At 37.7% G+C, this 25,361-nt stretch carries 23 protein-coding genes; 15 read left to right on the forward strand and 8 right to left on the reverse strand.

The features are described 5' to 3' along the window. Positions 1-12 precede the first annotated feature (12 nt). The 4 genes from mce to KS419_RS23480 all read left to right on the forward strand — a co-directional run bounded on the left by mce (position 13) and on the right by KS419_RS23480 (position 4,186). Positions 13-858 (forward strand): methylmalonyl-CoA epimerase, encoded by an 846-nt coding sequence (gene mce / locus KS419_RS23465; RefSeq protein WP_217069500.1) that lies wholly within the window; start codon positions 13-15, stop codon positions 856-858. Beyond that, positions 858-2,405 carry an acyl-CoA carboxylase subunit beta gene (locus tag KS419_RS23470; protein ID WP_217069502.1) on the forward strand — a complete coding sequence of 516 codons (1,548 nt, stop codon included), beginning with the start codon at positions 858-860 and terminating at the stop codon, positions 2,403-2,405. Before mce ends, KS419_RS23470 begins: the two co-directional genes overlap by 1 nt. Positions 2,406-2,509: 104 nt before the next feature. After that, entirely contained in the window at positions 2,510-3,622 is a 1,113-nt protein-coding gene (locus KS419_RS23475; RefSeq protein WP_217069503.1) for a M20/M25/M40 family metallo-hydrolase, read from the forward strand. A 78-nt stretch (positions 3,623-3,700) separates the two neighbouring features. Further along, the gene (locus tag KS419_RS23480; RefSeq protein WP_217069505.1) at positions 3,701-4,186 is read left to right on the forward strand and encodes a BlaI/MecI/CopY family transcriptional regulator; all 486 of its coding nucleotides are present in this window, start codon (positions 3,701-3,703) and stop codon (positions 4,184-4,186) included. A 746-nt stretch (positions 4,187-4,932) separates the two neighbouring features. On the opposite strand, the gene KS419_RS23485 is transcribed toward KS419_RS23480, so the two are convergent. Next, the gene (locus tag KS419_RS23485; protein WP_217069506.1) at positions 4,933-5,130 is read right to left on the reverse strand and encodes a hypothetical protein; all 198 of its coding nucleotides are present in this window, start codon (positions 5,128-5,130) and stop codon (positions 4,933-4,935) included. Positions 5,131-5,284: 154 nt separating this feature from the next. Here KS419_RS23485 and KS419_RS23490 point away from each other — a divergent pair, with 154 nt between their 5' ends. The 7 genes from KS419_RS23490 (at position 5,285) to htpG (ending at position 13,709) form a co-directional block, all read left to right on the forward strand. Next, complete coding sequence (locus KS419_RS23490; protein ID WP_217069508.1) at positions 5,285-6,565, forward strand: DNA polymerase IV; 1,281 nt, start codon at positions 5,285-5,287, stop codon at positions 6,563-6,565. A gap of 123 nt (positions 6,566-6,688) precedes the next feature. Further along, positions 6,689-8,818, forward strand: coding sequence for a hypothetical protein (locus KS419_RS23495; protein ID WP_217069510.1), 2,130 nt, complete (start codon positions 6,689-6,691; stop codon positions 8,816-8,818). After that, on the forward strand, positions 8,815-9,114 hold the full coding sequence (locus KS419_RS23500) for an EscU/YscU/HrcU family type III secretion system export apparatus switch protein (RefSeq protein ID WP_217069512.1): 300 nt from the start codon (positions 8,815-8,817) through the stop codon (positions 9,112-9,114). The genes KS419_RS23495 and KS419_RS23500 overlap by 4 nt, the downstream gene beginning before the upstream one ends. 91 nt (positions 9,115-9,205) lie before the next feature. Then, positions 9,206-9,622, forward strand: a complete 417-nt coding sequence (gene fliS, locus KS419_RS23505) for a flagellar export chaperone FliS (RefSeq protein ID WP_217069514.1) — start codon at positions 9,206-9,208, stop codon at positions 9,620-9,622. Between the two features lie 17 nt (positions 9,623-9,639). Beyond that, a complete protein-coding gene (locus tag KS419_RS23510; RefSeq protein WP_217069515.1) occupies positions 9,640-11,082 on the forward strand; it encodes a flagellin N-terminal helical domain-containing protein in 1,443 nt (480 codons plus the stop codon). A 152-nt stretch (positions 11,083-11,234) separates the two neighbouring features. After that, a complete protein-coding gene (locus KS419_RS23515; protein WP_217069517.1) occupies positions 11,235-11,672 on the forward strand; it encodes a YaaR family protein in 438 nt (145 codons plus the stop codon). Positions 11,673-11,828: 156 nt separating this feature from the next. After that, positions 11,829-13,709: a molecular chaperone HtpG gene (gene htpG / locus KS419_RS23520; protein ID WP_217069519.1), complete on the forward strand. Its 1,881-nt coding sequence runs from the start codon at positions 11,829-11,831 to the stop codon at positions 13,707-13,709. 68 nt (positions 13,710-13,777) lie between these two features. Here the strand turns inward: htpG and KS419_RS23525 are convergent, their stop codons facing one another. Further along, on the reverse strand, positions 13,778-15,067 hold the full coding sequence (locus KS419_RS23525; RefSeq protein ID WP_217069521.1) for an MFS transporter: 1,290 nt from the start codon (positions 15,065-15,067) through the stop codon (positions 13,778-13,780). Positions 15,068-15,082: 15 nt separating this feature from the next. Continuing rightward, positions 15,083-15,832 (reverse strand): glycerophosphodiester phosphodiesterase, encoded by a 750-nt coding sequence (locus KS419_RS23530; protein ID WP_343215117.1) that lies wholly within the window; start codon positions 15,830-15,832, stop codon positions 15,083-15,085. Positions 15,833-16,231: 399 nt separating this feature from the next. Here KS419_RS23530 and KS419_RS23535 point away from each other — a divergent pair, with 399 nt between their 5' ends. Both KS419_RS23535 and KS419_RS23540 read left to right on the forward strand, forming a co-directional pair. Next, complete coding sequence (locus KS419_RS23535) at positions 16,232-18,697, forward strand: heavy metal translocating P-type ATPase (RefSeq protein WP_217069525.1); 2,466 nt, start codon at positions 16,232-16,234, stop codon at positions 18,695-18,697. 193 nt (positions 18,698-18,890) lie between these two features. After that, entirely contained in the window at positions 18,891-19,688 is a 798-nt protein-coding gene (locus KS419_RS23540; protein WP_217069527.1) for an alpha/beta fold hydrolase, read from the forward strand. A gap of 80 nt (positions 19,689-19,768) precedes the next feature. On the opposite strand, the gene cbpB is transcribed toward KS419_RS23540, so the two are convergent. Further along, entirely contained in the window at positions 19,769-20,224 is a 456-nt protein-coding gene (gene cbpB / locus KS419_RS23545; RefSeq protein ID WP_217069529.1) for a cyclic-di-AMP-binding protein CbpB, read from the reverse strand. A 208-nt stretch (positions 20,225-20,432) separates the two neighbouring features. Between cbpB and KS419_RS23550 the strand changes: the two genes are divergently transcribed. After that, positions 20,433-20,690: a hypothetical protein gene (locus tag KS419_RS23550; protein WP_343215118.1), complete on the forward strand. Its 258-nt coding sequence runs from the start codon at positions 20,433-20,435 to the stop codon at positions 20,688-20,690. Positions 20,691-20,756: 66 nt separating this feature from the next. Next, positions 20,757-22,376 carry a M20/M25/M40 family metallo-hydrolase gene (locus KS419_RS23555; protein WP_217069533.1) on the forward strand — a complete coding sequence of 540 codons (1,620 nt, stop codon included), beginning with the start codon at positions 20,757-20,759 and terminating at the stop codon, positions 22,374-22,376. A 169-nt stretch (positions 22,377-22,545) separates the two neighbouring features. Here the strand turns inward: KS419_RS23555 and KS419_RS23560 are convergent, their stop codons facing one another. The 4 genes from KS419_RS23560 to KS419_RS23575 form a co-directional block, all read right to left on the reverse strand. Next, a complete protein-coding gene (locus KS419_RS23560; protein ID WP_246594677.1) occupies positions 22,546-23,100 on the reverse strand; it encodes a GNAT family N-acetyltransferase in 555 nt (184 codons plus the stop codon). A 15-nt stretch (positions 23,101-23,115) separates the two neighbouring features. Beyond that, positions 23,116-23,940, reverse strand: a complete 825-nt coding sequence (locus KS419_RS23565) for a divergent polysaccharide deacetylase family protein (RefSeq protein ID WP_246594687.1) — start codon at positions 23,938-23,940, stop codon at positions 23,116-23,118. Between the two features lie 135 nt (positions 23,941-24,075). Next, positions 24,076-24,378 carry a MerR family transcriptional regulator gene (locus KS419_RS23570; RefSeq protein ID WP_217069535.1) on the reverse strand — a complete coding sequence of 101 codons (303 nt, stop codon included), beginning with the start codon at positions 24,376-24,378 and terminating at the stop codon, positions 24,076-24,078. 158 nt (positions 24,379-24,536) lie between these two features. Then, entirely contained in the window at positions 24,537-25,361 is an 825-nt protein-coding gene (locus tag KS419_RS23575; RefSeq protein WP_246594695.1) for an ion transporter, read from the reverse strand.

Raw genomic sequence — 25,361 nt, forward strand, 5'->3', positions numbered from 1 at the left:
AGGAATACCAAAATGGATAAAATACGCGTTTTAATAGCAAAACCAGGTTTGGATGGACACGATAGGGGTGCCCTCGTTATTTCTCAGGCCCTTCGAGATGCTGGAATGGAAGTAATCTACACTGGATTAAGGCAATCACCAAAACAAATTGTTCGTGCTGCAATCCAGGAAGATGTAGATGCCATCGGCTTATCAAGTTTGTCAGGGGCACACAACGTATTGTTCCCGGAAGTCTTAAGATTGCTGAAGGAACAACAGGCAGAGGACATATTAGTCTTCGGTGGTGGAGTTATACCAATGGAGGATGCTCAGGAACTGGAGAAAAAGGGTATCCAAAAGATTTTTACACCTGGTACTTCCACGATAACAATTGCTGCTTACATCGAAAAGGCGGTTATGGAAGGAAGGGGAAAGGACACAGGAATCCTGGAACCACCAAAAGGAATTGATCATATTGGTATTGCCGTACGTTCCATCGAAGGAACGTTGCCATTTTATTTAAATCACCTCCATTTAGAAGTGGAGAAAATCGTAGAAGTACCTGATCAACAAGTAAAGGTTGCCTTTCTTCCTTTAGGTAATAGTAAGTTGGAATTGTTGGAACCGCTTACTCGTGACAGTCCTGTTGCAAAATTTATAGATAAGAAAGGGGAAGGTCTTCACCATATTGCCTTTTCCGTATCAAGCTTACAAGATCGGTTAAATCAATTAAAAAGAGAAGGTGTAACATTAATTGATGATGTACCAAAAAATGGTGCAGGAGGATATCCGATTGCTTTTTTACATCCGAAATCTGCAGATGGAGTATTAGTAGAATTATGTGAAGTAAAAGATGCCGAAAGGACAGATAATGACTAATGGACATATATGAAAAAATTAATGAACTTTATGATAAGAGGAGAAAAGTAGAACTGGGTGGTGGTGATGCAAGAATTGAGAAGCAGCATGAGAAGGGGAAGCTAACAGCGAGAGAAAGAATCCATCTTTTTTTAGATGAGGGCTCTTTCATGGAATTAAATCCATTTATGGAGCATCGCACCACTGATTTTGGAATGCAGCCAGGTTCTGCTCCTGGTGAAGGTGTTGTCACAGGATACGGAAAAGTAAATGGCAGGATGGTTTTTCTGTTCGCACAGGATTTCACTGTATATGGTGGTGCATTAGGTGAAATGCATGCAAAAAAAATTGCAAATGTTATGGATTTAGCAGTAAAAAATAAAGCACCGTTTGTAGGTTTAAATGATTCTGGTGGAGCAAGGATACAGGAAGGTGTCCTTTCACTGGATGGATATGGCCATATCTTTTACCGGAATTCAATTTATTCCGGGGTCATTCCACAAATCTCTGTCATCATGGGTCCTTGTGCAGGTGGTGCTGTTTATTCACCGGCAATCACAGACTTTGTGTTTATGGTAGAGAAGACAAGCCAAATGTTTATAACCGGACCAAAAGTAATCGAAACGGTAACCGGGGAGAAGATATCTTCTGAAGAATTAGGTGGGGCGTTCGTCCATGGAAGTAAAAGCGGTAATGCTCACTTTTCCTGTGAAACAGAGGAAGAGGTATTACAAGAAGTTCGGAAATTACTTAGTTATTTACCACAGCATAATGAGGACCAACCGCCGAAATACGATGTGGAACAGAAAGACGATTTTCTGTATGATTTACTGGAAGATGTCCCAATGGATCCAACTAGGCCGTATGATGTGAGAAAGGTTATTGAACAAGTGGTTGATAAGGAAAGCTTTTTAGAAGTACATAAAGGATTTGCGAAAAATGCTGTTGTGGGATTTGCCAGAATAGATGGATCATCCATCGGAATAATTGCAAATCAACCGAAAGTAATGGCAGGTGGATTGGATATAGATTCTTCTGACAAAATTTCTAGGTTTATTCGCTTTTGTGATTGTTTCCATATCCCGCTTGTTACCTTTGAAGATGTAACTGGCTTTTTTCCTGGAATTAAGCAGGAGCATGGGGGGATTATCCGTCACGGAGCAAAAATTTTATATGCCTATTCCGAAGCTACCGTCCCTAAAATAACGGTAATAACCCGTAAAGCTTATGGGGGGGCTTATGTGGCCTTGAATAGCAAGGCAATAGGTGCTGATGTGGTGTTTGCCTGGCCTAATGCGGAAATTGCAGTGATGGGTCCACATGGTGCAGCAAATATTATATTTGCCAGAGATATTCGAGAGAGTGAGGATCCAGAAGAAACACGGTTGGAAAAAATTGAGGAATATCGCCATAAATTCGCGAATCCATATATTGCTGCTGCTAATGGTATGGTGGATGATGTTATCGACCCGAGAGAAACGAGAATTAAACTGAAACAAAGCCTTGAAATGTTACAAAGAAAAGAAGAACATCGACCAAAGAAAAAACATGGCAATATTCCATTATAACAATATCGGGGGTCATAAGAGACGAACGATTAAATCTTTGATACAATAGTAAACTAAAGTGATGAAATGAAATCATTCGATTTAAATTGGAGGATTCTTTGATAATGGTTAATAAAGAACGTTTAGTAAATGAATTTATGGAACTTGTAAAAGTGGATTCCGAAACTAAATACGAGAGGGAAATTGCAGACGTCCTAATTAATAAATTTCAATCCCTTGGAGTAGAGGTTAAGGAAGATCATACAATGGATGAAACTGGACATGCTGCGGGGAATTTAATCTGTACATTAAAGGGAGAAGTAGAAGGAAATAGTATTTATTTCACTTCTCACATGGACACTGTTGTTCCTGGGAACGGAGTGAATCCAATCTTGGATGGTGAATATATTAAAACAGATGGGTCCACTATATTGGGTGCAGATGATAAAGCTGGAATTGCAGCTATGCTGGAAGCTGTTCGAGTATTAAAGGAAACAGGTGTTAAGCATGGAACTGTTCAATTTATTATTACTGTCGGTGAAGAGTCAGGGTTAGTTGGAGCAAAAGCTTTAAATCGTGATGATTTGATAGCATCCTACGGTTATGCTCTGGACAGTGATGGGAAGGTTGGTACAATTGTAGTGGCTGCCCCAAACCAGTCTAAAGTGAAAGCCACCATTTTTGGTAAAACAGCACATGCCGGTGTAGCTCCAGAAAAGGGGATTTCTGCTATCACCATAGCAGCCAAAGCTATTGCACAAATGCCATTAGGACGGATTGATAGTGAAACGACAGCGAATATAGGAAGATTTGAAGGGGGTACGCAAACGAACATCGTTTGTGATCGTGTTGATATACTGGCAGAGGCAAGATCACTCGTCCCAGGGAAGCTGGAAAAACAGGTTACTGCCATGAAATTAGCATTTGAGAAGGCAGCAAAGGATATGGGTGGGAAAGCAGTTGTAGACGTGGTTTTAGTTTATCCTGGATTCAAACATAAGGATGGGGATCTAGTTGTTGAAGTGGCAAAACAGGCTATTGAAGAAATTGGACGAGAAGCGGTATTAACAACAAGTGGTGGAGGCAGTGACGCGAATATTATTGCAGGGCATGGCATTCCTACAATTAATCTAGGAATTGGATATGAAGAGATTCATACTACGAATGAAAGAATGCCCGTGGAGGAATTAGAAAAAACTTGTGAATTGGTTTTAACAATTATTAAGAAAGCAGTATAGAATCGGGCAACTCACAGTTGCCCACTTTTTGTGCCAATAAGTTAGCGATTTTATTTGACTAGTTAGGGGATAGGGAAAATGACTGTTGATGATCGTACACATTTGCTTTTAAATTACATGCGCGGGTTATCGAAGGTGTTGGAAGAAGAGTGGCAAAATAATGCACAGACATTAGGACTAACATTAGCTGAACAGCATGTATTGTGGATTGTTTATTCAAAGGGAAAAATTTCTGTAACCAATGTTGCAAAAATAGGTTTATGGGATCGGTCCACTGTTATGCAAATTATGAAACGACTTCAGGATAAAGATTTAGTTAAATCGGTGAAAGATGAACGTGATTTGAGGGTAACTTATATGACATTAACAGAAGAGGGAAAACGAAAGCGGGAACAGTCACAACAGAAAGACTATAAATTTTTTGATTTCATTGATAATTATTATAAACAAAAACCAGATTTTATGGAAGAATTAATCCGTTTCCATCGGGAAGTGAATTACCATTTTAATGGTAGTGACTTTGTGGATTGGGTAGAAGAAACAACAGAAAAATTAAGTCAGTAATAAGAAAAGCGGAATCGCCTATGAACACGAGCGTAGGGCAGTGGAGGAATGATAACCGAAGTCCGCTCTTTGACTTCGGTTGTTCCTTCCGAAGTGCCCCGCAGCGAGTAGGAAGGAACTGAAAAAGTTTAAAACCACTTTTTCAGTTCCTTTTATTTGTATGGCAATGGCTACGCTCGACGCTCGCCTGATTGGAGAAAACCGCTCCTATCAGGCTTTTTAAAGATTGCGACGGCTACGCTCATTGCTTAGGGACTGTAAAAGTGGAAAAGCACCACTTTTTCAGTTCCCTTGCGAGTAGGCGATGGAGCTAGACAAAGAAAAGCGGAATCGCCTATGAACACGAGCGTAGGGCAGTGGAGGAATGACAACCGAAGTCCGCTCTTTGACTTCGGTTGTTCCTTCCGAAGTGCCCCGCAGCGAGTAGGAAGGAACTGAAAAAGTTTAAAACCTCTTTTTCAGTTCCTTTTATTTGTATGGCAATGGCTACGCTCGACGCTCGCCTGATTGGAGAAAACCGCTCCTATCAGGCTTTTTAAAGATTGCGACGGCTACGCTCATTGCTTAGGGACTGTAAAAGTGGAAAAGCACCACTTTTTCAGTTCCCTTGCGAGTAGGCGATGGAGCTAGACAAAGAAAAGCGGAATCGCCTATGAACACGAGCGTAGGGCAGTGGAGCTAGACATTGTACGATGGTGCCAAAACTTATAAATTTCTTACCTTAACAAAAGAAGAACCTGGAAACATTACTGAATAATGCTTTCAGGTTCCACATTACCTAATTCCATAGATTCAAGTATTATTTCTTCAGAATAACCAATTAAGCTCGATAAGTCTTTTAACGTAGGTGAAGGCAACTCTTTCTGCTCATATTGGACCAAAACTTCAATCACTAGAAGCAATACATTGTTATAAATGGTGTCATGCTGAAGCGTATTTTCCATTATTTCGACCGCCTTCCAACCATTGATTCCCTTAATCATATCATAAAATAAGGGCTTTAATGTTTACAACTATATGTAAAATATTATAAAACTATTAAAAAGGGACACTGGATTAGGCTGTATCATGTAGTTAGATTGGAGGTGACCATAGGTTATGAACGGGACCGACAGAAAGAACAAAATAATTTTTCATGTAGATATGAACAGTTTTTACGCTTCTGTTGAAACAGCTTATGATCCGACTTTAAGGGGGAAGCCATTGGCAATTGCCGGAAATGCTGAGGCACGGAGGGGGATCGTAGTTACTGCAAACTATGAGGCGAGGGGGAGAGGTGTGAAAGCTCCTATGCCACTATGGGAGGCGTTGAAGTTGTGCCCTAATCTGATTGTCAGGGAACCGAATTTTGATCGTTATCGTACGGCATCTACTCAAATGTTTCAGGTGTTGTATGAGTATACACCACTTGTGGAACCAGTTTCGATTGATGAAGGATATATGGATGTTACAACAGTAGAATTAAAGATGAATCCAATCCAACTAGCTAAGCATATACAAGATCGATTAATACATGAATTAAACCTCCCCTGCAGTATTGGAATTGCCCCAAATAAGTTTTTAGCGAAGATGGCGAGTGATATGAAAAAACCGATGGGGATCACCGTTCTCAGGAAAAGGGAAGTAAGAGAGATATTATGGCCACTTTCAACTGTTGAGATGCATGGGGTTGGGAAAAAAACAGCAGAAAAATTAACGAAACTTGGAATAAATACGATTGGAGATATTGCAAATGCTGACCCGCACTTACTTCACCGAAAGTTAGGGATTGGGGGAGTAAGAATACATGAACGTGCGAATGGTATAGATCAACGTCCTGTGGACCCAGATTCGGTGGAGGACTTTAAAAGTATTGGCAATTCCACCACTCTTCCAAAGGACGAAAAGAATGTTTCTACCATTAAAAAAGTGATGATGAATTTGGCAGACTCTGTTGGGAGGAGAATTCGAAAAAAGAATGTGTATGCAGGCAATATCCAATTGACGATTCGTTATCATGATTGGAATACTATTACAAGAAGCAGCAAATTAGCTTATCCAATAAGTACACACCAGGATATATTTGAGGCAGCATGGAAACTGTGGGAAAAATATTGGAGTGGAGAATCAGTCAGGTTATTGGGAATAACCGCTATGGATCTCGTTGAAAAGGGACATGCTCACAAGCAATTAGACCTTTTTTCCTATGATAATGATGAAAAAGAGGAGAAATTAAGTGGGGTTGTGGACCATCTTAAGAATAAGTATGGTGAAAATGTTCTTTTGAAAGGAATTCAATTGGGAAACGATAAGAGTGCTCTACTGCGAGATAAGAAAAAGAGGGGAACAAGTCTAGAGAAAGACTTTTTGAGAGATAATCTTTTTAATCAAAAGGAATAAAATAATGAAGAATGTTCAATAAAGGTGGTTTTTTGAACATTCTTTTTTTATTGTCTACGCTTCAATTTTCATTGTTATTATCCGATACAATAGATAAGACAAAATCACGGGAAGTGTACACCTATGGAAATACAATCACAACAAGTAAATATCCCTTTCCAGAAAGTAGACCAGTCTGCCCTAAGAGAAGGGGAACTGTATCAAGCGAAAGTAGAAACAAGAGTATCAGACAGGGAAGGAATACTTCTTATTAGAGGCCAGGAAGTAAAAGCGAAATTTACAGATAAAATACCTAACAATGATATGATGATGGTGAAAATAGAAGGGCGTACAAAAGATGGGATTAAAGTGAGTGTTGTGGAAGGGGCAACTACAACTAAGGAATTAAGGGAAGGAACTAGTCCCCAAACTCCCACAGGGGAACGTAATGAAAAGCTTACACACACAAATCAACGTGAATTATCTATTGAATTAAAACGAGTTATTCAACAATTCGTAACTAACGGAATCTCATTAACAAGAAACAACCTTCAAGAATTACAAAAGTATTTTTCTAACATAAAAGAAGACAGTCAACGACTTGATACCGTAGAGATGCTGATCAGAAAACGGATGGAACCAAATGGAGATAACATTAATAAGATTCATCAAGCATTACATGGGAAAGTTATCCAAGATTTGTTGCAACAGAATGGAGTAACAGATGACATCTCGAATTCTCACGATAAGAAATTGATGGAACAAGTTGCAGAAATTATCCAAAAGACAGAACATCAAATCAGCGGTCAAAATAGTCAACTAGTACAAGGTGGAAATCATTCAGAATTACAAGAGTGGCAACGGAAAGTGGAGAACGAACCTGATTTAAGAAAAACATTGGATTTCTTTCGCTCTACTCTTACTACAATGGCAAACTTACCAGACAAAGTTCACCATGAGTTAGGGCAGGCCATAAAACAGGCAGAAGAACGCCTTGATCAGGGAAGAGAGTTAAAAGGGCGACAGATTATAAGTAGTGCCATAAAAGATGCAATGGAAGGGCAATTGCCCCTTCAAAGAAATGTACAACTGCTAAATCAAACAGAAATACAGGGATATAATGATGTGAAATTACAAACGGTAACGGGATTATCAAAGGATATCCTTGTTACAGAAGTAACGGAACGACTTGCTCTGGCTACGGATGAGTTTAAAGTATTTCAAAGGGAGACTTCTCGACAATTGGGCCGTATTGTCATTTTAATGGAACAGTTAAATACAGCATCAACCAAAACAGTTAAGCCAATGCTGGAAACAGTCATTAAACAACTTGATCGAGCACTGTTAAAAAGTGATTGGCTTCTCCATGCAGATATGAAGACGGAGAAAAGAATGTTAGAGGCAACCAGTAGATTGGCAGAAGCTAAAACATTTTTAGGGAAAGGTTTAACAGAAGAAGCAAGGCAAATCGTGCGTGAAGTTCAGCAGTCGCTTGAAAAAATACTTTTTAAGCCTACTTCTCAAAAAGTAATGCATTTGATGACGAATATGAAGGAGTGGGGAGGAAGACCCACAGACGTCCATCGTCTTTCTCACCAACTGGATCAAACTTCTAAAATACTCCTTCAGCAAGATGGCTCTCCACGCCAAGTATACGAAGGGTTGAGGATGATGGGGTTAACCAGGGAGACTGAACTGGCGCAACAATTAGTTACTGGAAGAGATGTAATTCCACATCCAAAAGACGTGAAATCACTGTTAATGGAATTAGCACAACGGGAGAGGGAAGGAAACTTCCAACAGCAGGCACAACAGGGAGTGCAGTCTCTCACTGGTCAGCAGTTAATGAGCAGGATGGACTATCAGCAAAACATGCAATTATTAATGTTCCAATTGCCACTTCTTATAAAGGGTCATGCTGAAAATCTCCAAGTCTATGTAAATGGTAGGAATGAAGGGGAAAAACTGGATTGGGAGAATTGCAACCTATTTTTCTTAATTGAAACGAAAAAAATGGGTGAAGTGGGAATAGCCATTAATGTCACGGAAAGGGCCTTAAGTGTTACCTTAAAGAATAATCATGTTGATTTTAAAAAAAGAGTTTTGCCGATAACCGAGAAGTATATGAATCGTCTAAAAGAAGTTGGTTTCCACATCCACAGTATTAAATATTCACCATTAACTGGTCATGAAAATGCTACAAAGGAATCACAGCTACATAAGGATTCCCTGTCACCTACCTTAACGGAGAAAGGATTTGATTTCAAAATATGATGGTATCAAAGCATTTTAATCATATAAAAAGAAGAGAAATGAATGGACCACAAGCAGCGGTAATCCGATATGATGAAAATTCTGGAGATGATCCTAAAGTGGTTGCCCATGGCAAAGGGTATGTGGCACAACGGATTATGGATATGGCTACAGAACATAATATTCCGATGGAAGAAAATATCGGATTGTTGGAAAATTTAATCGACTTAGATTTAGGAGAGAGTATTCCACCACAGCTATATGCTGTGATGGCTGAGATACTATTATTACTAGAAGAAATGGAACAAAACTATTAACATTACAAAACAAGTGCCGATAAAAAGATTAGATACTATTCGACAATATTCTTTGTGTGAGGAAGTAATGAGCAGTGGGGGGAAGATAACTATGATTTCAAAGGAAGCTCTGCATAAAAAGACACCACAAGAGTTAACTGCATTGTTATATGGAGCAGGATTAGATCATTTAGAAGAGGCTAGAGATGCTATTGTAATGAAAGACTTTGTTAATGGAAACTATCATTTGCAAAAGGTAAACGATATTCTCGAACGATTAGGTGCGGGAATCAATTATGAAGCAGGGATCATCGCTGATCAATTGGATGCGGTATATAACTATATGGCAGAAAAAGTGATAGAGGCAAACTATAAAAAGGACATTACAATGATAGATGAAGTACATACACACTTATTGGCACTATCTACTGCTTGGCAAGGGGCAATGGGAAAGAATCAGGATATTCAGTCAAGATCTCATAAGCGACAAGCGAGCGCATACGAACAAAATAGTCTGTTTGAAGACTAAAGGAGAGTGATGACACGATGAAAATAAATAATAATATTCAAGCACTTAACGCATACCGAAATCTTTATCAAAATCAATTTAAGACTTCCAAAAACTTAGAAAAACTATCTTCTGGTTTACGGATAAATCGTGCTGCTGATGATGCTGCTGGATTAGCAATCTCTGAAAAAATGAGGTCTCAAATACGGGGGTTAAAACAAGCAGAAAGAAATGCTCTAGATGGTATTTCACTTATGCAAACATCGGAAGGTGCCATGCAGGAAGTACATGCTATGTTACAAAGAATGCGCGAACTGGCAGTACAAGCATCTAACGACACGAATACGGAATATGACCGTGAGCAAATTCAAAAAGAAATTGATCAATTAAAATTGGAAATTGACAGCATCTCAGATAAAACAGAATTTAATACTAGAAAACTGTTGGACGGAAATAGCGCTGTGTTATCATCCATCACATCTACTGAAGACAATGCAGCGAGAATTGCAAGCTTACCCATCGTTATGGATGCTAGATTACAAAGTGGTACTTATCACCTTGAGGTTACAAACAAGAAAGACGTCATTCATATTGTTCAACCAAATGCAGGACTAACGGATAGGGAAAATGATATTAAGTTTGATGCATCCCTTGTTGAAGGCAATCCATTTTACCCACAGCCTTTTGGAGAATATACTATAAATGTTCGAAACTACTCCCCAAATGATCAAAATGCTTTAGTACAAGTAATCGGTCCAGATGGACTTCCTTTAGATGAAAGATCGGTAAGAGTTGGCCAGGAAGACGGAGATATTTATAATATTGGCGGACTATCAATTGATACTAAAAAGATAATTGGTGCTGGTACTGTGAAGGTATCTATTGAGCAACAAGCTACATTTTCCATTTACAGGGGTGAAGAACCACTAGAGCAGAATCTGATCACAGCAGGAAAAACGATGACTACAAAAAATGGAATTGTCCGGCACGGTGGGATTGAATTTCAATTTCATAATGATATGAAAGACACAATGGAAGATTCTGGAGAAACGGTTGATAGAGCTATCTCCACATTTTCAATTACCAATAATTCCCTGGCATTTCAAATTGGACCAAATACGAATCAACAAGTGATGATTGATATTCCTAGAATGGATATTGTGACTCTAGGAATTGAAGAAGTAGACGTCACTACACATGATGGTGCTAACAAAGCTATTTATCAATTAGACCGGGCGATTAACAACATTTCAGAAGCGCGCTCTAAACTTGGGGCAACGCAGAATCGGATGGAACACACAATCAATAATCTTCAAATTACTCACGAGAACCTTACGGCCTCGGAATCACGAATTCGTGATGCAGATATGGCATTAGAAATGACAGAATTCACTAGAAATAACATTTTAAACCAGTCTGCTACTGCCATGCTGGCACAGGCCAATCAACTTCCTCAAGGGGTGCTACAGTTACTACAATAAGCAAGTGGAAGGTGAGCAAATCACCTTCCATTTGTTTTTATTAACTTTCCCTTGGTTCTGTCCCAGAATTTACTTATAATTAGACTATGTCATTGTTCATTTTTTGTTTTTATGAAAAATAAATATTAGCCTTTAAAAAAAAGGAGAAACTTATGGATGTTCAAAAAATAGGTAGAACAACTGTCAATTCGGTTGAAAAAAAAACATCTCAGACGAAGGCAGGTGTCTCCTTTCAGGAGATCATGCAAAAAGGTAAGGACAATCAAGCCTACGAAAGACTTGGAAAACTCCTGGAACAAATAGAAGGTCAAGGAAAAACCCTTTCGGAGTCAAGAACGGTGGACGAACTGAGAAAATATAAACAATTAGTAAAAGAGTTTATGGATGACGCCGTGAAACTAGGTTTAAGTTTAGAAGAGAGGAAAGGATTTAACCGAAGAGGGCGTACGAAGGTCTATAAAATTGTGAAAGAAGTGGATCGCAAATTGCTGGATTTAACAGATGCAGTTTTAAAAGAGCAGCGAAAGGGTTTAGAGATCTTAAACATGGTAGGAGAAATTAAAGGTCTCCTTGTAAATATTTATGCTTAAATAACTGTTCAATAGTTGACAGCGAAAAAACGATATGGTAAATAAAGTGATAGAGATTAGCACTCAGATGCTTTGAGTGCTAATCTATTTATGGAGGGGTACTACCTCTGATATTAGGAGAATAAAAAATGGTGGAGTTAGGAAAGGAGAGTTTCTATGGCTACAAAAATGGAATTTAAAGCAGAATCAAAAAGACTGTTGGAGATGATGATTAATTCGATTTATACTCATCGTGAAATCTTTCTTCGAGAACTTATATCCAACGCAAGTGATGCCATTGATAAAATGTATTACAAAGCACTGACTGATGAATCGTTGAATTTTGACCAAGACAGTTACTACATAAAAGTAACTCCCGACAAGGAAAATAGAACCTTGAAAATCACTGATACTGGTATAGGAATGACAAAGGAAGAACTGGAAAATAATCTTGGTATTATTGCAAAGAGTGGATCGTTAGCGTTTAAAAAGGAAACCGAACTGAAAGACGGGCATGATATTATTGGACAATTCGGAGTTGGGTTTTATTCTGCTTTTATGGTTGCTGAAACGGTTACCGTTATTAGTAAAGCGCTTGAAAGTGATACAGCATATAAGTGGGAATCTGAAGGGACAGAAGGGTATACAATTGAACCTTGGGAAAAGGCTGAGACAGGTACGGAAATCATTCTAAAAATCAAGGAAAATACTGAGGATGAACAGTTTGATGATTATCTGGAGGAGTATCGACTAAAAAATATCATAAAAAAATACTCAGACTTTATCCGTTATCCAATTAAAATGGATGTTTCCGGACAACGACCAAAAGAAGATAATGAAGAAGAATTAGAAGAATATACAGAAGAACAAACGGTAAATAGTATGGTACCGATTTGGAGAAAAAATAAAAGTGAGTTGACGACAGAAGACTATGAGAAGTTTTATTCAGAAAAGCATTATGGGTTTGATAAACCTTTAAAACATATTCATCTTAGTGTGGATGGAACATTACGCTACAATGCTATTTTATTTATACCGGAAAATATGCCTTATGATTACTATACAAAAGAGTTTGAAAAAGGATTGGAACTATATTCAAGTGGTGTATTGATCATGAATAAGTGCTCTGATCTACTCCCTGATTATTTTAGTTTTGTTAAAGGAATGGTTGACTCAGAAGATTTATCGTTAAATATTTCCCGCGAAATGTTGCAACAAGACAGACAATTAAAAATGATTGCGAAAAACATTAAGAATAAAATAAAAAGTGAATTGCAGAAGTTATTGAAGGACGACCGGGAAAAATATGAGAAGTTTTTTGAATCTTTTGGAAGACAAGTAAAGTATGGTGTTTACAGTGATTTTGGCAGTAATAAAGAAGATCTGCAGGATTTATTACTGTTCCACTCTTCCAAAGAAAAACAGTTAGTAACATTAGAGGAATACATTTCAAGGATGCCAGAGGATCAAAAGTATATTTACTATGCATCGGGGGATTCTATTGATCGAATTGATAAACTCCCACAGACTGAAATGGTGTCTGACAAAGGGTATGAGATTCTGTATTTTACAGAAGACATTGATGAATTTGCAATTAGGATGTTAGTCACTTATAAAGAGAAGGAATTCAAGTCCGTTTCCAGTGGGGATTTAGGGATTGAAGAAGAGAAAAGGGACGAATCAGAAGAAGATGTAAAGGAAAGTAAAGAAATATTTGATCATATGAAACAAGTTTTATCAGAAAAAGTGAAGGATGTACGGGTGTCTAAACGGTTAAAAAACCATCCGGTATGCCTAGCATCTGAAGGTGAAGTTACAATTGAAATGGAAAAGATTCTACAAGCAATGCCGGATAATCAAAACGTGAAAGCAGATAAGGTTTTAGAGATTAATCCTAACCACGAAGTATTTGAATCACTGAAACAGGCTTTTGAAACGGATAAGGAAAAACTGAATCTTTATACGAACCTACTTTATAATCAGGCTCTGTTAATAGAAGGACTACCTGTAGAAGATCCAGTTGAGTTTACGAATAATATATGTAAAGTGATGAAGTAAATCGATAAAATCTTCTATAAAAAAGCATCTCCGCAGGTTCTGTGGAGATGCTTTCTTTTAGATATGCTTTAACGAATTTCATTGGTGAGAGGTAACTCTTTCTTCGATTGAATAATTATACTTCCTTTTCGTAAAAAGAAAAAGGCGATGAAAAAGCTCGCTGATGCCCCGAAAAATAATGCCGGATGAGCGAATACATCCATAAGGAGACCGAGGAAACCAGGTGCCACAATAGAAGAAGCCATAGAAAACAAATAATACAATCCTGTAAAGAAGCCAATTTTACTTTTCCCACCTAAGTCTGCTACTAATGGATAAGCCTGTACATTGATTAGAGCCCAAGCAATCCCACCTGTAAATAAAACGATTTGCAGTAGTAAAACTTGGTTAATTCCTGGTAGACTAGAATTCAATATTGGTAGAAAAGGAATGGCAATAAATATTAATGGCAATATAATTAAGCCAATGAGCATGATTGGTGCTTTCCCTATTTTGCTCCCTAATAACCCAGCTGGAATAGCAAAAATAACAAATGCTAAACTGAAAAATCCAAGGGTAAATCCAGCAGCACTTTCTTCCATGTTTAAGTATTCCACGGCATATACCGTAAACTGTGCTTCCACCCCAGCGTAACCTATAAAGTAAAGAAAAATGGCAATAAGTACAAATAAATGTCCTCTAAACTCAGGATTCTTTAATTTGCCAAGTCCTTTAAAAAAAGATTTTGATGCTTGTACTTCTTCTAGTTCTTCCTGAGAAGTCCCAACATATGGAGGTCTCCGATCTACTGTAAAATAGAGAAGAACAAAGGAAAAGAACAAGAAAAGACCTGCAACGATAAAAGGGTAGGATCTGTCCATACCATAAAGTGAAGAAAGACCAAACAATGCAATAATAGCACCGACACCACCCATCAAATTAATAATTCCATTGGCTGTTGAACGCTTCTCGGTAGGAGTGTGATCAGGCATTAAGGCGATAACAGGAGCCCTATATATCGTCATAGCAAGAAGAAAAATAATATCCACTATAAGGAGTAACCATAACGCTACAGATGCACCAAAAGGAATTAAAATAAAGAATATGGCAGCGAGGGGCATCCCTACAACAATAAAAGGTAATCTGTTTCCTATCTTAGTATCCACCTTATCGGACCAGGCCCCAATAATAGGGATGAGAACAACGGCAAGTAAATTATCCAACCCCATTATTGCTCCGCGGATAGCACGGCTTTCTATAAAGTCCCCAAGAATCAATGGCATATAGGCATTGTAAAAAGTCCAAATAAGTGTCAATGCGAAGAAACCGCTTCCAATTACAAATATTTTCCCATAGGAAAAAGGTTTATCATGTTCCATGTCTTCCCCTCCAAATTACTTTGTATTTGCTGCTTTATTTCTAATATGAACTGCTTTTTCTGGCCAGTCAGTAATTATTGCAGGACATCCAGCTTTTATTAAATTTTCCATATGATTATCGTCATTAACTGTAAACGGTCTAACAGGCATTTCTGCTTGTGCAGCACCAATTAATAGTTCAGGGACAGCAACAGGTAAAAAACAATGTAATCCCTTTGCCCCAATGCTTTTAGCATACTTCCAAGGCTCATAAATTCCTTCCATAAATAGGATTGCTGTTTCCACCTCAGGATCAAGTTGATGCATTTCCACAAGGCTATAATGATTAAAGGAGGATATAATAACACGATCCTTCATCTCGTATTTATTAATAAGGTCCAAAATGATTTTTTCGAGATTAGAATAACGTACTACACCATTTTTAAGTTCGATATTAAGAAGTAAACGGGTAGGCTTTACCCAGTCTAAAACTTGGTCAAGGGTAGGGATGCTAGCTTTATTGAAAGATGAATCAAACCAAGTTCCAGCATCGAGCTTAGAGATTTCCTCGTAAGTGAGGTCTTTAATCCATCCTTCCCCATCTGTTGTGCGGTTTACCGTTTCATCATGAATGATAACAGGCACATTATCACTTGTTAGTTGTACATCCAACTCAATACCATCTGCACCTGCTTTTAATGCAGCTTCAAATGATGCCATTGTATTCTCGGGGTGGGTTCCCGCAGCTCCCCGATGGGCAAAAATAAGTGTATCCAATAAAATCACCTCATTGTTTTGATTATTATTAAATTCGAGTAAAAGCTTGGATATCCTTTGCATCGACAAAAATTTACATAAAGTTTACATTTCCTATCTATTTCTTAATAAGTATTTTATCTGGCAGTACTAATAGAGCAGAAAAAGGCCATCCTTCATGGAAGGAGCGTCAAAAAGAATCCTTTAATACCCCTTAGTCTTTGCTTTCTTTAGGAGTTATTATAATATAGGTAGGCTTTACAAATGAAGAGTCGTTAATCCATGACATATTAAGAACTATAAGTTATAATTGGTTTATTATACCCCATAATGGTATATTGAAAAATATAACTTATTTCCTTGTTTTACAAAGGTATATGTGTAGCTGGAAAAGGATACCCTTGTTATTTTGAATCAGGAGGGATAAACATGGAATTAAAGAAAGAGACATTTGCCATAAAAGGTATGACCTGTGCATCCTGTGTGATGCGGGTAGAAAAAGTTGTCCAAAAACTAGATGGTGTTAACACAGTCAGTGTAAACTTGGCAACAAATCAAGCGCAAGTTCAGTTTAACCCAGATTCAGTGGAACCTGCTGATATTGTAGAAAGGATCAATAAAATAGGATTTGAAGCAACATTAAAGAAAGATCCTAATCAAGTTAAATATTTGTATTCCGTCAAGGGAATGACTTGTGCATCGTGTGTTAATCGAGTGGAAAAAATTATAAAAAAGATAGATGGTGTGGAACACGCGACGGTGAATCTGGCGTCTAATCAGGCCCAAGTGGAAGTTAATGATTCTTCCTTTAATCCTCAATCTATCGTTGAACGTGTTACAAAGTTAGGATATGAAACCTCTCTTCTGGAGGATTCTAATCCAGAATCAGATGATGATGAACAGGAGATGGAAATCACCAAGTTAAAAAGGGATTTCACATATGGGGCTATTGTAACAACTATCGTGCTTATTGGAAGTATTCCCCATATGATGCATGGATGGGGAACGTGGGTTCCAAGCTTGTTATCCAGCCCATTATTTTTGTTACTATTAACCACGTATGTCCAATTGGTTCCAGGGTGGAGATTTTATAAAAACAGTTATAAAATCTTAAAAAATAAATCAGCGGATATGAATGTCTTAGTTGCCATGGGGACAACGTCAGCATGGCTTTATAGTGGAGCCATAACCATCTTCCCTAATACATTGACAGGAATGGGATTTCCGTATCAATTGTACTATGATGTCACGACAGTTATTACCACTCTAATACTTTTAGGCAGATATTTCGAGGCAAAGGCGAAAGGTAAGAGTTCGAATGCGATAAAAAAATTAATGAATCTGCAGGCAAAGACAGCTCGGGTTTATCGTAATGGTTATGAAATGGATATACCTATTACGCAAGTAATCCGTGGAGATGAGATTATTGTTAAACCGGGGGAAAGAATACCTGTAGATGGTATCGTTATTAAAGGGATGTCTTCTGTGGACGAGTCGATGCTCACAGGTGAATCTATCCCAGTGGAAAAAACAGTAGATGATGAAGTTATCGGGGCTACGATGAACAAATCTGGAAGTTTCCGATTTCGTGCAACGAAAGTGGGGAAAGAAACTGCCCTAGCTCAGATCATACGTCTAGTTAATGAAGCTCAAGGGTCCAAAGCTCCTATCCAACGGATTGTTGACGTAATATCAGCTTATTTCGTTCCTGCTGTTGTGATTATTGCTACATTGTCGGCTGTTATATGGTACTTTCTTGGTCCAGAACCTCCAATTATTTTTGCTCTTACGACATTCATTGCAGTACTAATTATTGCTTGTCCATGTGCACTTGGCCTTGCAACCCCAACTGCAATTATGGTAGGGACGGAAAAGGGTGCGGAAAATGGAGTTCTGATTAAAGATGCATCCAGTTTAGAAAAGGCTCATAAAATAACAACCATAGTTCTTGATAAAACAGGTACAATTACAGAAGGGAAGCCGAAACTGACAGATATTATCCAGACAGCATCTCTTTCGGAAAATGAAATACTGCGGATAGCAGCTTCTGTTGAAACTTCATCAGAACATCCATTGGGAGATGCGATTGTTCAAGGGGCAAGGGAAAGGAAAATTAGCCTTAGTGAACCTGAGACGTTTAACTCTATAACGGGACACGGTATTGAAGCGACAGTGGATGGGAAAGAAGTATTGATTGGTAATATAAAACTCATGAAGGAACGAAAAATAGAGACATCGACGATTAGGAAAGAGGCAGACAGATTAGCGAATCAAGGGAAAACTCCCATGTTTATTGCTGTGAACAGGGAATGTGCAGGAATTATTGGTGTTGCAGATACAGTGAAAAAGGACTCCATTCGTGCGATCCAAGAAATGAAAAAGATGGGCCTCGAAGTGGTAATGATTACGGGTGACCACTTTAAAACGGCAGAAGCGATTGCACATGAAACGGGAGTTGACCGTTTTATTGCAGAAGTTTTACCTGAAGACAAAGCAGAGGAAGTAAAAAATCTTCAAGAAGAAGGAAAAGTTGTGGCCATGGTTGGAGACGGAATAAACGATGCTCCAGCGCTTGCACAGGCAGACGTGGGAATTGCAATCGGTACAGGAACAGATGTGGCTATGGAAACGGCAAATATTACGTTAATGCGTGGAGATATCATGAGCGTTGTGACAGCTTTACGCCTTTCCAAAGCTACGATGAAGATGATTTGGCAAAACCTTGGTTGGGCATTCGGATATAATATTGTTTTAATTCCCGTCGCAGCAGGGATGCTATATCCAGCATTCGGAATTCTGTTAAATCCAATGCTTGCAGGTGCTGCAATGGCTTTCAGCTCTGTCTCCGTTGTGTTAAACACACTAAGATTACGAAAGTTTAAGAGGGTAAATTAACATAGCCAAAACAGCGAAGGTTCTGAGCTTCGCTGTTTTGGTTTACAATAACACCTGTCACAGAAATGTAAGGGACCATGCTCCATACAATTTTTAACCCAAACAATTTTGTGACAAGCTTAAAAGTTTGATAGAATGATAGATAGAATAGTATTATCTTAGAAATTGTAAACGAAAGGGAGAGTTTCTGCTAATGTTACACTACAGACACTACATCATAGATCCTGTAAAACCTTGGGTAACATTCATCCATGGTGCAGGGGGAAATTCTGCAACATGGTTTAAACAAATCAAGGAATATAAAAAACACTTTAATTTATTGTTAGTGGATTTGAGGGGACATGGGAAATCAAAAAATATCACATGGGAAAAAGGTGATTCATTTGTCGAAGTTGCAGACGAAGTAGTGAAAGTACTTAATCACCTAAAGATTAAATCATCCCATTTCGTTGGAATTTCATTAGGGACGATCGTCATTCAAACCATAGCCCAAAAACATAGGTTGCGGATAAATTCCATGATCTTAGGTGGAGCAGTAATAGACTTAAACGCAAGGACGAAGTTGTTAATTTTTCTTGGTAACTTAAGTAAATATATACTTCCGTATATGTGGTTATACCGACTGTTCGCATGGATTATTATGCCAAAAAAAAACCATCTTGAATCTCGAAATTCCTTTGTACTTCAGGCAAAAAAGATGTGCCAAAAGGAATTTGTCCGCTGGTTTCAATTAACAAAATCTATCAACCCTTTATTAAAACGGCTTCAGCATGATTTTTATAGTATACCTACCTTATTTGTGATGGGAGAGGAAGATTATTTGTTCTTGCCAGCAGTGGAAGATCTGGTGGAACAGCAAAATATAAACTCCTTATCTTTAGAATGTATTGAAAATTCAGGTCATGTTTGCAATATTGACCAACCGGAACAATTTAACAAAACAACGATTCAGTTTATTCATTCCATTCACGAATTAAATCCTGCTGGATAAAAGATCGTTAAAAGGTGCGGAACCCATTCGAGGTTCCGCACCTTTTAAGTTTTATTCTCGATCTCACATCTGAAATGGTCTTATTCTTTTGCTCTTCTCTTCTGTTCATGGAAATATCCATTTAAATAGGCTAATAGTTTACTTCGAGTAATAATTCCTAAGAAAGCCCCGGATTCATCCTCTACACAAATAAAAGGATGATTGATAGAATAGGAAAGGACACGTTCAAGTTTTTCTGAACTATTTACTCTGGCAATCTTTGTCGTCATTACGCTCGAAACCAATATTTCTTGAAGGCGTTCCGGTTCAATCCGTTCCAATCCGATAATGGAATCTAAAATTTGTGCCTTACTAATTAATCCTTGCAATTTGAATCGTGTATCTAATACAGGAATAGAAGTGTATCCAGATTTAACTAATACCAATAATGCATGTTCTATTGAGTTCTCAGGCTGAACATGTGCAACCTTTTCAATGGGAATTAAAAACGGAGCAATGGATGTTTCTAAAATACCCCAATCGTCTACTTTTTGCATGTGTATGCACACTTTCTTTTTTAGATTTGTTTTCATGATCGAAAACTAAATACGAATAAAAATCAATTTCCCATTACTATGTTAGTGGGTATGGAGAGAAAAGTCAATGCCTTATGAAAACGCTTACAATACTTTTTGTGCGAAATGTATATATTTAGTGCTTGTCTATCGTTTATGTTTCTTATTGTCCACCCATACTACAAATGGGGTGATTAATTTGCACAGTAAACAGACGGTAAAATATATTTGTGAAAAATATCCTTCTGGAAACTGCTATTACTTTAAACAAGAAGTTATTACCTATAACTCTTGGGAAGATATTTCATCTCTACAATGGGGGAGAAAACGTCCCATTTCTAAAACAACGTTCGATAAGAGAAAAAAGGAAGGATACAGGACGGTAGAAGAATTTATCCAGCGTCCCCCCGCAGTAATTATCCCTTTTAAACAGACAATGAAACAATAAATTATTCGGTTAACGAAGAATTTTTGGTATGATAGAAGGGATAAAGTCGATGGGTAGGTGACGTGAGTGAAGAAGTGGCAGTCTAGAGAAGGGTTAAAGGAATTAACTATAGCATTAGTGGAATATGGAAGTGTAACGGGATCGGAGGAGGAAGTGGGAATCGTGGAATTTGTTGACCATGAACTTCGGTCTCTTCCTTATTTTCAAGATAATGGGGATCATATACAAACCTATCATACCGAGGATGGAAGGAAATTTGTTACATCACTAGTGAAGAGCACAAAAAATACAGACAAGACTGTAATTGTTTCTGGCCATTTAGATGTGGTAGATGTGGAAGATTATGGTGATTGGAAACACTTGGCTTTTCGGCCTCGGGAATTTACTAAACAGATGGAAGAACAATACGATCTACTACCAAAAGCAGTACAGAATGATCTAAATAGTGGAGAGTGGCTTTTTGGTCGTGGTGTAATGGACATGAAGGCTGGAATTGCCTTGTGTATGAGTCTAGTTGAGGCAGCAGCGTATGGAGAATTTGATGGAAATATCTTATTCCTTGGTGTTCCTGACGAAGAAGTGAATTCTACAGGAATGAGAGCGGCAGTCCCTGTTTTATTGGAGTTGAAAGAAAAATATCATTTGAAATATGAGTTAGTATGGAATACGGAGCCAATGTTTGCAAAGTTTCCTGGAGATGATCATTTATATGTGTATCAAGGTTCTCTAGGAAAAATGCTCCCTGGGTTCTACTGTATGGGAGAAGAAGCACACGTTGCAGAGCCTTTCTCTGGATTAAACGGAAACTTTATGGCTTCTTATATCACAAGATTAATAGAATTGAATCCAGATCTCTCAGAAACGGTAGAGAATGAGAAAACACCACCTCCAAGTAATTTATTACAAAAAGACTTAAAAGTTGATTACTCTGTGCAAATTCCACACAAAGCTGTGTCTGTTTTTAACTTATTTACTATGAAAAAATCAAGCGAGGAAATTACTAATCAGTTATTACATCTCGCAAAAAAGGCGGCTGAACAAATAACGATAGAATATAGAGCAAAGGAGGCAGCATTTGTTGATAGTCCAGGGTATTCTGTGAAAGAAAGAAAAATAACAGTTCTCTCTTATCAGGAGCTATGGGAATATGCCTTAAAAAAAGTGGGTAATGAGGAATTAAATCGGAGACTTTCACGCGTACTTGCTACTGTCAGTGGTGATGATCGGGAAAAATCTTATCAAATCGTCAATGAAATTTCGACTATATGTAAAGAGCTGGCTCCTATGATAGTGTTATATTATTCTCCTCCATACTACCCCGCTGTATGCTCGGCAAGTAACGAATTAATAAAGGGATTAAGTGAAGAGTTAGAAAAATTGACAAATGAAGTAATGAAGGAAGAGTTAACCGTAATTAAGTACTTTCCTGGTTTGTCTGATTTAAGTTATCTCTCCTTGACGGAAGGCACTAGTGGCTTGTCTCCTTTAACTAAGAGTATGCCTTTGTGGGAAATTTCTTATGATATACCATTAGAGGAAATAGAAGAACTGAATGTAGCCGTAATGAATTTTGGTCCTGTTGGTAAAGATCCCCATAGATGGACAGAGCGTTTAAATATTTCAAAATCATTTACCGACATTCCGAAAATTGTAAAATTAGGGATTCGTTATATCTTTTCAAACTAAACCTTTAAATTAGAGGAGACTGGGACACAATGAAAGTGTTTATCTGAGAATGCCAACTTTATACAACCTTAGCGAAGTATATTTCTGGAATGAATGAGATGTATCAACTTTTACTTCGTTCGGTTTTCTCATTAATTTAAAATATTTTTGTCCCAGTCTCTTTTTATGATTAAGAATAAAAGTAAGCCATGAATATTTCATCATCGAAATTATTTCCTATTAGAACTTGTTCTCTCTGAACTCCTTCCACAACAAATCCATATTTTTCATATAATTGTTTTGCGATTTGATTTGATGCAAAAACAGTTAAACAAATTTTGTGAAGTTGATGGATCTTTCCCCATTCGAGGGTGTAGTCCATAATTTTATTCCCTAACCCCTTTCCTTGTGCTTCCTTACTGAGCCATGTTCGAAATAAACCAGTATGCCGTTTCATGTTTAAGTCACCACGAATGCAACGTGCGATACCAACAACATGACCATCTACATCAACTGCTGCATACATATTATCCTTCACTTTCATTTCTTCAATAAACGCTTTCTCTTCCTCCACTGTTCTTACCTTCTCTTTTTGAATATATTTTCCTTCTTGAATAATACACTCCACATTTGTAATGATATCGAATGCATCTTCTATCTCTGCAGGCCGAAGAGTGACATTCGTTCCGTCTTTTGCCTTAAAACGCATGATTAATTGATCATTGATTACGTCAATTGCACCCATTTCCTGATCTCCTCCTTAGTCCTTCTCTTGCCAAAACGTCCCTGGTTTCTCTTCGAGTTTAGTCTCCAGAAGATGTGAAACAGGGACAATGGAGACATTTTTATTTTTAAAATAAGGGAGAGCATCGGTGATTCCATGATATGTGTTTAAACCTTTAACTCCTACATGTCCAATAGCTATTGCCTCTCCATAGTTTCGTGCCATATTACAAACATAAACCATCTGTTTATAGACATGACTTCTGGAGGAGTGTGTATCATCTAAAAAGGAATCCCGTACTGAATAAGGAATTTCTAACTCCTTTGCGATTTTAGGAATTACTGTTTTTCCACTCGTTCCACTGTCTATTACATACAAACCATGGTCTTTAACTACTTCTAAGATGGCACGGATAATTCTTTCATCTTCCACTATTTTTGATCCCATATGGTTGTTTATCCCCCGGGCATGTGGTACATCTTCAATGGCTTTCTCTACACGTTTTTTAACTTCATCCGTTTCTAAATCTGCTGTTATGGGGAGGGGGCCGAGCCATGATTTTTTCCCCCTCTTTGGCTCTAATGGGAGATGAATCATCACTTCTAGACCTAACTCATGGGCTTTGTGTGCCTGTTCTGTCGACTCCTCTAAAAAAGGCATAATAGCCACTGTAATCGGGATGTCAGATTCAAAAAAGTGCTCTACACCTCCTGTATCTCCACCAAAATCATCAATGATAATGGCTACTTTTCCGTTTTTATTTTCTTCTGGAGATTCTGCAGATGCTGTAATTGGTGTAGTAATAAAGTAAATATTCATGATGGTGAGAAGTAATATAGTATTTCTTAGTGAATTCCACATGAGAGCTTCCTCCTATATAATGAAAGACAATAGTAGGTTTATCTTGCCCTGAAATGAAAAAAATAAATGGAAACGGGGACAGATGATTTTTGAAGATATAAAAAAAATCCCCGCTCCAAAGGAGACAGGGAACTTTTACTTTCTCATTTTAAATGCAACATTTAATTGACCACGTAACATCTTATCACGAATATCGGTTTTCTTAAGTTTTCTCATTTCTTCTCGTCGTATTTCAAAAGTTTGCATACCATCTTCTATTTTATTGGCAATTTCCACTAGCCTTTCCACATCATGAAAGGAATATTTTCTCGTTCCACCTTTACTTCTCTCAGGGAAGATTAACTTTCTTTCTTCATAATAGCGTATTTTCCGTTCTGATAAACCAGTAAGTTCACTTGCAATTCCAATACCAATCACTTTCTTATCTTTATATGACAATAGGAATCCCTACCTTCAATTATTGATTTACGATTTAGTTAATCAATACTATACCACGTGTTAGTAAGATTGTTTGGGATTTTGTCAGATTATCTCACATATCTTTATGGTATGTTTCATCTCATAAACTTCTGTATAGAAGGATTGGTAGTGTGAGATTACTTTCGATTATATTGTTGTTCTATCAAAGATTTTAGTTCTGAAATGTCCCGTCTTAGTTCCATAATCTCTTTTTTTGTACTTTCCTTTTCCTCTACTGCTTCTGTTTTTTCCACATTATTAACAATAACACCTATAAAAAGGTTAAAAATAACGAAGGTTCCAACGAGAACAAAGGCTACGAAATAAACCCAAGACCATGGAAGTTGTTCAAAGATCGGACGCATCACCTGACTAGCCCAGGATTCTAATGTAACAACTTGAAAGAGTGTTAATAAAGAGAGTTGTAAGGAACCGAAAAACTCTGGAGCAACTTCCCGAAACAGCATTGTTCCTGTTACGGCAAAAATATAAAAAATAATGCTCATTAGAAGCATAATGTTTCCTAAGGCTGGGATAGTCATTAATAAGGCATCCACTAACCGGCGGAGAGAAGGAATGACAGAAATGGCCCGGAATACACGGAGAACCCTTAAAATTCTTAGTACGGTAATAAAGTGGGCACCAGCAAATATGTGACCAAGGGATACGATTAATACATCAAACCAATTCCAAGGACTTTTAAAAAAGTCTTTTAACCGTGAGGAAGCAAGTAATCGTAGTGCAATTTCAATTGTAAAGATCCATAGGAGGGCTAAGTCAATTCGAAAGAAAATCATTTTATTGTCATCGTAAATATGTGGATACGTTTCAATTCCTACGACGAGGGCGTTAAATAAAATTAATATAATAATGGTTCTAGAAAAATAACGATGATCTACAATAGTTCCTATCCTTTTTTTCCATTCTGGCATAGAAGTTGAGTTGTTTGTGTTGTTTAACAT

Origin of the sequence: Evansella tamaricis, assembly GCF_019042215.1 — a bacterium.
Lineage (GTDB): Bacteria > Bacillota > Bacilli > Bacillales > Salisediminibacteriaceae > Evansella > Evansella tamaricis.